Genomic DNA, 9,810 nt, shown 5'->3' with positions numbered 1-9,810 from the left:
CCCGGCTCGCCCACGCCGAGGACCTCGTGAAGCTCGGCATGGCCGGCAACCTGGCCGACTACACCTTCACCTCGTCGGAGACCGGTGCACCGGTCGCCGGCAGGGACGTGGACTACAACGGCTCCCCGGCCGGGTACGCCGCCGATCCGAGCGAGACGGTCACCTACGTCGACGCCCACGACAACGAGACGCTGTTCGACTCGCTGCAGCTCAAGCTGCCGCAGGCGACCTCGATGGCCGACCGGGCACGCATGAGCACCGTGTCGCTCTCCACGGTGGCGCTCGGCCAGGGCGTCGCGTTCTGGCACGCCGGCGTCGACCTGCTCCGGTCCAAGAGCCTCGACCGGAACTCCTACGACTCGGGCGACTGGTTCAACCGGATCGACTGGACCGGGCAGGAGAGCACGTTCGGCTCCGGGCTGCCGCCGAAGGGCGACAACGAGGCCAAGTGGGACTACATGCGCCCGCTGCTCGCCGACCCGGCCCTGAAGCCCGGCCCGGCCGCGATGGCCGCCGCCCACGAGCAGGCGCTCGACCTGCTGCGGATCCGGACCTCGTCGGAGCTGTTCCGGCTCGGCTCCCTTCAGCAGGTCCAGGCCAAGGTGTCCTTCCTCGACGCCCCCGACGGCGTGATCGCGATGCTCATCAACGACACCGAGGGGGAGGACGCCGACGCCGACCGCGACGGCATCCTGGTGGTCGTCAACGCCACCCCCGAGGCCCAGACGGTGACCGGTACCGGCGACGGCTGGACGCTGCACGACGTGCAGGCGGCCGGGGGCGACGAGGTCGTCAAGGGCACCACCGCGGGTGCCGGCGAGGTCACCGTGCCGGCGCGCACCACGGCGGTGCTGGAGCGCTGAACCACCCCACCGGGCGGCTCGCGACGCCGCCCGGTGGGTGGGGCCGTTCCTCCGGGGGATATCTTTGAGTCGCACCGGGTCTCCGGAACTGGCTCACCACGCCCTCGGGGGACTCTCATGCGGCTTCTGCTCGGCTTCCTGCTGCTCTCGTCCGGACTCGTCGTGAGCGGACCGACGGCGACGGCGGGCGAACCCACCGCGTCGGTGGTGTCGCCGTCCGACGGCGACCGGATGGGCGGCACCGTCCCCGTGACCATGCAGGTCGCCGGGGCGACGCACGCTCGGCTCAGGGTGACCGCCAGCCTCCCCGGTCCCAACGACCGTTGGCTCGGTCCTGTGCCGGTGGACGACTCGGGAACGGCGACGGTCGACCTCCCCACCTGGGGCTTCTTCTCCTTCTCGCTGGCGGCCGAGCCGTGTGCGGGTCCCGAGCCGGAGACCTGCACCGTGGTCGCCGCGGACCCGCTGTGGGTCACCGCGACCAACGAGCCCCCGACGATCGTCGACCCGGCGCAGCCGCGGGTCGTCAAGCCGTCGGTCGACGGGCCGCTCCCGGTCCGGGTGTCGGGGGTCGGGCCGGTAGCGGCCGTGAGGTACCTCGACCGGGCGCCCACGAGGATCGCCCCGGGCGAGGAGGCGCGGCTCGACCTCTCCCTGGCTCCCTGGAGCCGCGGCAGCCAGGGGCGGGTCTACGCCTGGTGGTGCAACCCGGTTCTCCCCGACGTCTGCTCCGGAGCCGCCGCTGCGGGGCCCGACCTCGTGGTCCGCGAGGAGCTGCACGGTGCGGTCGTCGCGGTCTCCGACGTCCGGATCTCACCGAACGACGACGGCCGGCAGGACGAGACGTCCGTGGTGCTCGACCTCGACGGGTACGTCGGGCAGACGGCCACCTGGTCGATCCTGGACGGCGCGGGGGAGACGGCGGCCGGACCCTTCCTCGGCGGTCACTTCCCGCCCGGCCCCCACGACAAGGTGGTCGTCGTGGACCCGTGGCCCAGGACGGGCGCCACCATGCCGAGTGGCCGCTACACCCTGCGGCTCCACCTCACCCGGGACGTGGACGGCCACCACTTCGCGCGCGACCTCGACGTGCCGCTCGTCGTCGACACGACTCCGCCGGCCACCGGCCGCGTCGCCACCAGCCGCGCCCGGGTGCACCCCCGCCCCGGTGGGCTCCCCGGGTCGGTGCGGCTGCTGGCGACCCCGCGCGACTCGTGGCGACACGTGGGCGTCGAGGTCCTCGACCGCAAGGGCCACGTGGTCCGGACACTCGACCCGGTGCGCGTCGTCGACGGCGACCTGCGCGGCGCCGCCTGGGACGGGCGCACGGACGGTGGTGCGCTGGTGCCCGCGGGGCGCTACCGGCTCCGGCTGGTGGTCGAGGACGGGACCGGCAACCGCGCCCGCGCGCTCACCGCGCCCGTGACCGTGGACCTCACCCGGCGGTAGCCGCGGCCACGCGCCCACGGGCGGCGTACGCCGCGCCGAGCGCGAGCACGCAGGCCCCGGCGGCGACGGCGAACGCGGGCGGGAAGCCCCAGCCCGCGGCCAGTGCGCCGACGAGGACCGAGCCGAGGGCGGTGCCGCCGTCGAAGCCGATGTTCCACACCATGCTGGCCCCGGCCACCCGGTCGGGGCCGGCGCGGTGGAAGGCGGAGACCAGGGTGAGGTTCTGCAGCGAGCCGTAGCCGAGCCCGCAGGCCAGGGCGCCGAGCAGGAGCGAGGCCGCAGCGCCCGCGGCGTCCTCCCGGGCGCCCCAGGCGCAGGCGAGCGTGCCCGCTGCCGTCACCAGCAGCAGCGGGCCCAGCCAGGCCGCGCCCCCGGCGGGGGCGAGGTCGGCGAGGTGGCCGGCGCCGTAGCGTGACAGCGCGGCCGCGGCGCCCATGAGCAGCAGCGCCAGGCTGGCGACCCCCGAGGTGGTCACCTGCGGCAGGAACGTGATCAGGGCGCCGCCGGCGAGGGTGGCCGCGAGCAGCACGGCGGTCGGCGCCGCGACGGCCCGCAGCAGCCCCGCCCCCACCTCGCCACCGGGCGCTGCCGTGGGAGAGGCCGGCGCGGTGGACCGGGCGGCCAGGGTGTCGTCGACCAGCCGGCCGAGCCGGACCGCCGCGAGGAGGCCCAGCAGCGGGGTCGCGCCGACGAGCAGCACCGGGGCGAAGCCGACGAGGTCGACGGCGGCCACCCCGGTCGGGAGCAGCAGCAGGTTGGGCAGCGCGACGGCGAGCCCGTAGAGCCCGATCATCCGGCCGCGGAGCCGCGGTGGCGCAAGGTGGCCGACGACGGCGCTGCCGGTGACGGTGAGGACGCCGAAGCCGGCGCCGCGGACCGCGGAGGCGGCCAGGGTCCAGGCGATCGCGGCGGAGGCCACGTGGAGGACGGCCCCACCGCCCATCAGCACGAGGCCGGCCGCCATGGTGCGGGCGTGGCCGAACCGGTCGAGCAGCCTCGGCACGGCCAGCTGCACCAGCACTGTGGCCGCCAGCAGCACGCCGTTGACCAGACCGGCGCCCGCCGCGCCCGAACCGCCCTCGACCGCCCACAGGGGCGCGACGGGGAGCAGCACGGCATACCCGGCGAAGCCGGTGACCGAGTAGACGACGAGCGGCCCCGTCCCGCGCACCCGCCGGACCGTGTCGGGTCCGGCGGAGGGGGAGGGGCCGCTGCCGTCGTTCTGGCGGGAGTCGCTCAGCGACTCACGCCCAGCGCTCGGAGGCCGCCACGAAGTCGAGCTGGCGGTCGCCGGTGTAGATCTGCTTCGGACGGGCGATCTTCTGCTCCTTGTCCTGGACCAGCTCGAGCCACTGGGCCAGCCAGCCCGGGGTGCGGCCGATCGCGAACAGGACCGTGAACATCTCCGGCGGGAACTGGAACGCCTCGTAGATGAGCCCGGAGTAGAAGTCGACGTTCGGGTAGAGCTTGCGCTTGACGAAGTACTCGTCCTCGAGCGCGATCTTCTCGAGCTCCTGGGCGATCTCGAGGAGCGGGTTGACCCCGGTGACCTCGAAGACGTCGTCGCAGGCCTTCTTGATGATCTTGGCGCGCGGGTCGTAGTTCTTGTAGACCCGGTGGCCGAAGCCCATCAGCCGCTCGTTGCCGTCCTTCACACCCTGGATGAAGTCCGGGATGTTCTCCTTGGAGCCGATGCGCTTGAGCATGCGCAGCACGGCCTCGTTGGCGCCGCCGTGGAGCGGGCCGTAGAGCGCGCCGACGCCGGCGGCGACCGCGGAGTAGGGGTCGACCTGCGAGGAGCCGACCGAGCGCACCGCGTTGGTGGAGCAGTTCTGCTCGTGGTCGGCGTGCAGGATGAAGAGCACGTCGAGGGCCTTCACCAGGCGCTCGTCGGCCTCGAACTTCCGCTCGCTCATCTTGAAGAGCATCGACAGGAAGTTCTCGGTGTAGCCCAGCTCGTTGTCGGGGTAGACGAACGGCTTGCCCTGCGCGTGCCGGAACGACCAGGCGCCCAGCGTCGGCATCTTGGCGATCATCCGCACGATCTGCATGTGCCGGTTGTCGGCGTCGGAGATGTTGCGGGCGTCGGGGTAGAACGTCGAGAGCGCGCCCACCGAGGCCATCAGCATGCCCATGGGGTGGGCGTCGTAGCGGAAGCCGTGCATGAAGCGCTTCACGTTCTCGTGGACGAACGTGTGGTAGGTGATCTCGTGCACCCAGGCCTCGTACTCGGCCTTGCTGGGCAGGCTGCCGTGGATCAGCAGGTAGGCGACCTCGAGGAAGTTCGACTTCTCGGCCAGCTGCTCGATCGGGTAGCCGCGGTACTCGAGGATGCCCTTCTCCCCGTCGATGTAGGTGACGGAGCTGCGGCACGACGCGGTGTTCACGAACCCCGGGTCGTAGACGGCGATACCCGGCTCGTCGTCGCCCGTCCTGATCTTGCCCAGGTCCGCGGCCTTGATGGTGCCGTCGGTGATCGGGACGTCGTACTCCTGCCCGGTGCGGTTGTCGCGGACGGTGAGAGAATCAGTCACCCGCCCAACCTAGCCGTGAGTCCCGCGCTGGGCTAATCCGGTCCCCGGAGAGCGGACGCGGGGTTTTGACCCGCTTCGCGGGGCGCCCGTACTCTTGACGGTCGCGACTCCTGCCGCGTTCCGACCACCGCTGTGCGGTCGGGATGCAGATCCGGACGTGCAGCCCCGATCCTCCCGCGAGGGCGGTTCAGGGCGGCGAGCCGGGCCGTGTTCGTCAGAAGTCGTCGCAGCACCAACCCGGCCGGGGCATCCGGTCGGGACCTACGAACGAAGAAGGTCAGAACAGCCGTGCGTACGTACAGCCCCAAGCCCGCTGACATCCAGCGCGAGTGGCTCGTGATCGACGCCGAGGACGTCGTCCTCGGTCGCCTCGCCGTCACCGCCGCCAACCTCCTGCGGGGCAAGCACAAGCCCACCTTCGCGCCGCACATGGACATGGGTGACTTCGTCATCGTCGTCAACGCGGACAAGGTCGCCCTGTCGGGCACCAAGAAGACCACCAAGATGGCCTACCGCCACTCCGGCTACCCGGGCGGCCTCTCGGCCACGCCCTTCGGCGAGCTCCTCGAGAAGGACGCCCGCAAGGCCATCGAGAAGGCCGTGTGGGGCATGCTGCCGAAGAACAAGCTCGGCCGCCAGATGCTGAAGAAGCTCAAGGTCTACTCCGGCCCGAACCACCCGCACCAGGCCCAGAAGGCCACCCCCTACGAGATCACCCAGGTCTCCCAGTAAGCCCGGCCCGAAGGACCAGTGAGGAACACCGTGACTGAGAACAGCACCGAGGTCGAGGAGACCTACGAGACCAACGAGCAGGGCATCGCCTACAGCTCGGAGAGCGCCCCGTCCGCCGACGCCCCGGAGCGCGCGGCGACCATCGCCCCCGCCGCGGCCACCGGCCGCCGCAAGGAGGCCGTCGCCCGCGTCCGCCTGGTGCCCGGCACCGGCCAGTGGACCGTCAACGGCCGCACGCTCGACTCCTACTTCCCGAACAAGCTGCACCAGCAGGTCGTCAACGAGCCCTTCGTGACGACCCAGCTCGAGGGCCGCTTCGACGTCATCGCCCGCATCCACGGCGGTGGCATCACCGGTCAGGCCGGCGCCCTGCGCCTCGGCGTGGCCCGCGCGCTCAACGCCGTCGACGTCGACGCCAACCGCCCGGCCCTGAAGAAGGCCGGTCTGCTGACCCGCGACGCCCGCGTCATCGAGCGCAAGAAGGCCGGTCTCAAGAAGGCCCGCAAGGCGCCGCAGTTCAGCAAGCGCTGATCAACTACGGTCGGGTCGCATGAGTCGACTCTTCGGCACGGACGGGGTCCGGGGCCTGGCGAACGGTCAGCTGACCGCGGAGCTGGCCCTGGACCTTTCCGTCGCAGCCGCACAGGTCCTGGCCGACCGGGGCGAGTTCGAGGGCCATCGGCCCCTCGCCGTGGTCGGCCGGGACACGCGGATCTCCGGGCAGTTCCTGGAGGCCGCGGTCGTCGCCGGCCTCGCGTCCGCGGGTGTGGACGTCAAGCTGCTCGGGGTGCTGCCGACGCCCGGCGTCGCCCACCTCACCGGGACGCTGGGCGCCGACCTCGGGGTCGTGCTGTCGGCCTCGCACAACCCGATGCCCGACAACGGCATCAAGTTCCTGGCCCGTGGCGGCCAGAAGCTCGACGACGCCGTCGAGATCGCGATCGAGCAGCGGCTCGGCAGGCCCTGGGACCGCCCCACCGGCGGCGCGGTCGGTCGCGTCACGCCGTACCCCACCTCCGTCGGCGAGTACGCCGCCCACCTGGTGCGCACGATCGACCACCCGCTCGTCGGGCTCAAGGTCGTCCTCGACTGCGCCCACGGGGCCGCCTCCGACTCCGCGCCGCGGGCGCTGACCGACGCCGGCGCCACCGTCGTGGCCATCAACGCCAAGCCCGACGGCCTGAACATCAACGACGGCTGCGGCTCCACCCACCTCGAGCCGCTGCAGCGGGCAGTGGTCGAGCACGGCGCGCACGTGGGCTTCGCGCTCGACGGCGACGCCGACCGCTGCCTCGCCGTCGACCACGAGGGCACCGTCGTCGACGGCGACCAGATCCTCGCCATCCTCGCGCTGAGCCTCCGGCAGGCCGGCCGGCTCGCGAAGGACACCGTCGTCGCCACCGTGATGAGCAACCTCGGCTTCGTGCAGGCCATGAAGGCCGCCGGGGTGGGCGTGCGCCAGACGAAGGTCGGCGACCGCTACGTCCTCGAGGCGATGCGGGTCTCCGGCTACTCGCTCGGGGGCGAGCAGTCCGGCCACGTGATCATGAGCGACCACGCCACCACCGGCGACGGCACCCTCACCGCCCTCCACGTCCTGGAGCGGATGGCCACCACCGGCCAGAGCCTCAAGCAGCTCGCGTCGGTCATGACCCGGCTGCCGCAGGTGCTGCTCAACGTCCCCGACGTCGACAAGAGCCGCGCCGACGAGGACGCCGTCGTGGCCGCCGCCGTCGCCGAGGAGGAGGCGGTGCTCGGGGAGCGCGGCCGGATCCTGCTGCGGCCCTCCGGCACCGAGCCGATCGTGCGGGTCATGGTGGAGGCGCAGACCGAGCAGGAGGCCGGCGACATCGCCGAGCGGCTGGCCAAGGTGGTCCGCACCCAGCTCGCGCTCTGAGCCTCGCCCGCCCGCTCGGGAGCGCCGTAAACCGTTCGCCCCGCGGGGTGCCGCGCGCCTAGGCTCGACCGACGTGACGACGTACGAGATCCGGGTGATCGACCCGGCGGACGAGGCCCTGCTGCGCGCCTGGTGGGAGGTCGGCGAGGCCGCCACCCGCGAGCGTGCGGTCGACGGCTTCACCACCTGGGAGTCGGCCCGCCGGGCGCTGCCGCTGCCGCGCACGGACGGCCGGCACGTGCTGGTCTCCGCCCTCGCCGCGGACGGCCGGACGGTCGGCGCGGGGATGGCCTTCCTGTTCCGGCACGACAACACCCACCTCGCCGAGGTCGAGGTCTACGTCCACCCCGACCACCGCCGTCGTGGGGCCGGGCGGGCGCTGCTGGCCGAGCTGGAGCGGATCTCCCGCGCCCACGGCCGAACCACGCTCATTGCCAGCGCCTTCACCCCCGTCGGGGCGGACAGCGCGGGCTCGCTCTTCGCCGCCGAGGTCGGCTTCTCGGTGGGCAACCACGAGCTGACGAAGACGCTGGACCTCCACGAGGCCCCGCCGGCGTGGGCGCCCCTCGACGCCGAGGTCGCGGCCGCGCTCGGCGGCTACCGCATCGTCGTCTCCGAGGAGCACGTCGCCGACGAGTACGTCGACGGGTTCTGCCGGCTGCTCGAGGCGTTCCTGGGCGAGGTCCCGCTCGGGGAGCTCGACCTGCAGCGTGCCGTCTGGACCAAGGAGCGGCTGCGCGACGGCGAGGACCGGGCGGTCGCCGTCGGCCGCTGCCAGGTGGTGGCCCTGGCCGTCGCCCCCGACGGCGAGGTGTGCGGCTTCTCCGACGTGCGCGTGGACCGCCACGACCCGCGGCACGCCGGCGTCGGCGGCACGCTGGTCCTGCCGGCCCACCGCGGCCACCGGCTGGGCCTCGCGATGAAGCTGGCGACCCACCGGCGGATCAGCGAGCTCTTCCCCGAGTGCGCCTACGTCGAGACCGGCAACGCCGGCGTCAACGCGGCGATGGGTGCGGTGAACGACCAGATGGGCTACCGGGTCGTCGAGGAGTGCCTCGACGTCCAGAAGGTGCTGGCGTGACGGCGGACATCGAGCAGATCAACCCCCGCAACGTCGCGGCGCTCGCCGCCTGGCACGCCACGGTCGTCGCCGCCGACACCCACGGCCGCGAGGCGACCGCGACGCCCTGGCAGCTGCCGGAGGTGCAGGCCGACCTCGCCGACCAGACCGACGCGGTCAAGCTCGTGCTCGGCGGGATCGAGGACGGCCGGACCATGGTGGTGGCCGGCCAGGTCCACATGCCGCTGACCCACTCGCGGGACCTGGCGGTCATCGAGGTGTTCGTCCACCCCGAGCACCGGCGCCGCGGCCACGGCAGCCGGATGCTCGAACAGCTCGAGGTCGTCGCCCGCGGCCACGGGCGGAGCCTGCTCGAGACCGCGGCCCGCTGGCCGTACGACGGGCCGGCCGACGGCGCCGGGACGCCGGGCCTGGAGTTCCTGCGCCGCCACGGCTTCCGGCTCGGGCTCGTCGACGTGATGCGCTCCGTGGACCTGCCGGTCGACGACGCCCGGCTGGCCGCCCTCGCCGCCGAGGCGGCGCCGCACCACGCGGCGTACACGCTGCGGTCGTTCGTGGGGCCCGTCCCCGACGAGCTCGCGCAGGGCTGGGCCGAGCTCGAGGCGACCCTGATGGTCGAGGCGCCCACGGGCGACCTCGAGCGGGAGGCGGAGTCGGCCGACGTCGACGAGCTGCGGCGGTACGAGGCCGTGATCGAGGCGCAGGGGCGCACGAAGCTCAACACCGTCGCGCTCGACGCCGCGGGGGAGCTGGTGGCCTACACCGACCTCGTGGTGAGCGCGCACGACCCGGACAAGGCCTTCCAGTGGGGCACGCTCGTGCGCCCGGACCACCGCGGCCACCGGCTCGGCCTGGCGGTCAAGGTCGCCAACCTCCGGCTCCTGCAGTCGTCGGCCCCGTCCGCGACCCGGCTGCTGACCTGGAACGCCGAGGTCAACACGCACATGGTGGAGGTCAACGAGGCGCTCGGCTTCAAGCCCCTGGAGCGGGTGGGGGAGCTCCAGAAGCGACTGCCGGCCGGTGGTTGAGGTGCGAGGCGCTCCGGCGCCGAGCCTCGAAACCCGGTGAGGTGCGCAGGGCCGTGCCCACCGCCCTGCGTAGGTGCGGGGGTTTCGAGGCTCAGGCCTTGGGCGGTTTCAACCTGCGTTCGCAACACCGGTCTTGTTGTCGTGTTCGGACAGTAGCTTGTCCAGGGCCTCGGCCGGGGTGCGCCAGTCGAGGGTCTTGCGGGGTCGGTTGTTGAGCTCGATGGCG

9 protein-coding genes are annotated in these 9,810 nt (G+C 73.0%); 7 read left to right on the top strand and 2 right to left on the bottom strand.

What is annotated here, in order from left to right; genetic code table 11:
• Together ACFP2E_RS04825 and ACFP2E_RS04820 are read left to right on the top strand one after the other, a co-directional pair.
• On the top strand, positions 1 to 863 hold an 863-nt coding region (locus ACFP2E_RS04825; RefSeq protein ID WP_378539282.1), incomplete at its 5' end, for an alpha-1,6-glucosidase domain-containing protein.
• A gap of 117 nt (positions 864 to 980) precedes the next feature.
• The gene (locus tag ACFP2E_RS04820; protein WP_378521476.1) at positions 981 to 2,312 is read left to right on the top strand and encodes a FlgD immunoglobulin-like domain containing protein; all 1,332 of its coding nucleotides are present in this window, start codon (positions 981 to 983) and stop codon (positions 2,310 to 2,312) included.
• On the opposite strand, the gene ACFP2E_RS04815 is transcribed toward ACFP2E_RS04820, so the two are convergent.
• Together ACFP2E_RS04815 and ACFP2E_RS04810 are read right to left on the bottom strand one after the other, a co-directional pair.
• Positions 2,299 to 3,483: an MFS transporter gene (locus tag ACFP2E_RS04815; RefSeq protein ID WP_378521475.1), complete on the bottom strand. Its 1,185-nt coding sequence runs from the start codon at positions 3,481 to 3,483 to the stop codon at positions 2,299 to 2,301. The genes ACFP2E_RS04820 and ACFP2E_RS04815 overlap by 14 nt on opposite strands.
• 73 nt (positions 3,484 to 3,556) lie before the next feature.
• Entirely contained in the window at positions 3,557 to 4,846 is a 1,290-nt protein-coding gene (locus ACFP2E_RS04810; protein WP_378521474.1) for a citrate synthase, read from the bottom strand.
• A gap of 288 nt (positions 4,847 to 5,134) precedes the next feature.
• Here ACFP2E_RS04810 and rplM point away from each other — a divergent pair, with 288 nt between their 5' ends.
• From rplM to ACFP2E_RS04785, 5 genes are all read left to right on the top strand, one after another.
• Positions 5,135 to 5,578 carry a 50S ribosomal protein L13 gene (gene rplM / locus ACFP2E_RS04805; protein ID WP_378521473.1) on the top strand — a complete coding sequence of 148 codons (444 nt, stop codon included), beginning with the start codon at positions 5,135 to 5,137 and terminating at the stop codon, positions 5,576 to 5,578.
• A gap of 18 nt (positions 5,579 to 5,596) precedes the next feature.
• On the top strand, positions 5,597 to 6,109 hold the full coding sequence (rpsI, locus tag ACFP2E_RS04800) for a 30S ribosomal protein S9 (protein ID WP_378521472.1): 513 nt from the start codon (positions 5,597 to 5,599) through the stop codon (positions 6,107 to 6,109).
• 19 nt (positions 6,110 to 6,128) lie between these two features.
• On the top strand, positions 6,129 to 7,475 hold the full coding sequence (gene glmM / locus ACFP2E_RS04795) for a phosphoglucosamine mutase (protein ID WP_378521471.1): 1,347 nt from the start codon (positions 6,129 to 6,131) through the stop codon (positions 7,473 to 7,475).
• Between the two features lie 73 nt (positions 7,476 to 7,548).
• A complete protein-coding gene (locus ACFP2E_RS04790) occupies positions 7,549 to 8,556 on the top strand; it encodes a GNAT family N-acetyltransferase (protein WP_378521470.1) in 1,008 nt (335 codons plus the stop codon).
• The gene (locus tag ACFP2E_RS04785) at positions 8,553 to 9,584 is read left to right on the top strand and encodes a GNAT family N-acetyltransferase (RefSeq protein WP_378521469.1); all 1,032 of its coding nucleotides are present in this window, start codon (positions 8,553 to 8,555) and stop codon (positions 9,582 to 9,584) included. The genes ACFP2E_RS04790 and ACFP2E_RS04785 overlap by 4 nt, the downstream gene beginning before the upstream one ends.
• The last annotated feature ends 226 nt before the right edge of the window (positions 9,585 to 9,810 follow it).

Source organism: Nocardioides sp. GCM10027114 (assembly GCF_042659625.1).
Lineage (GTDB): Bacteria > Actinomycetota > Actinomycetes > Propionibacteriales > Nocardioidaceae > Nocardioides.
This window is presented reverse-complemented; position numbering and strand designations above follow the sequence as displayed.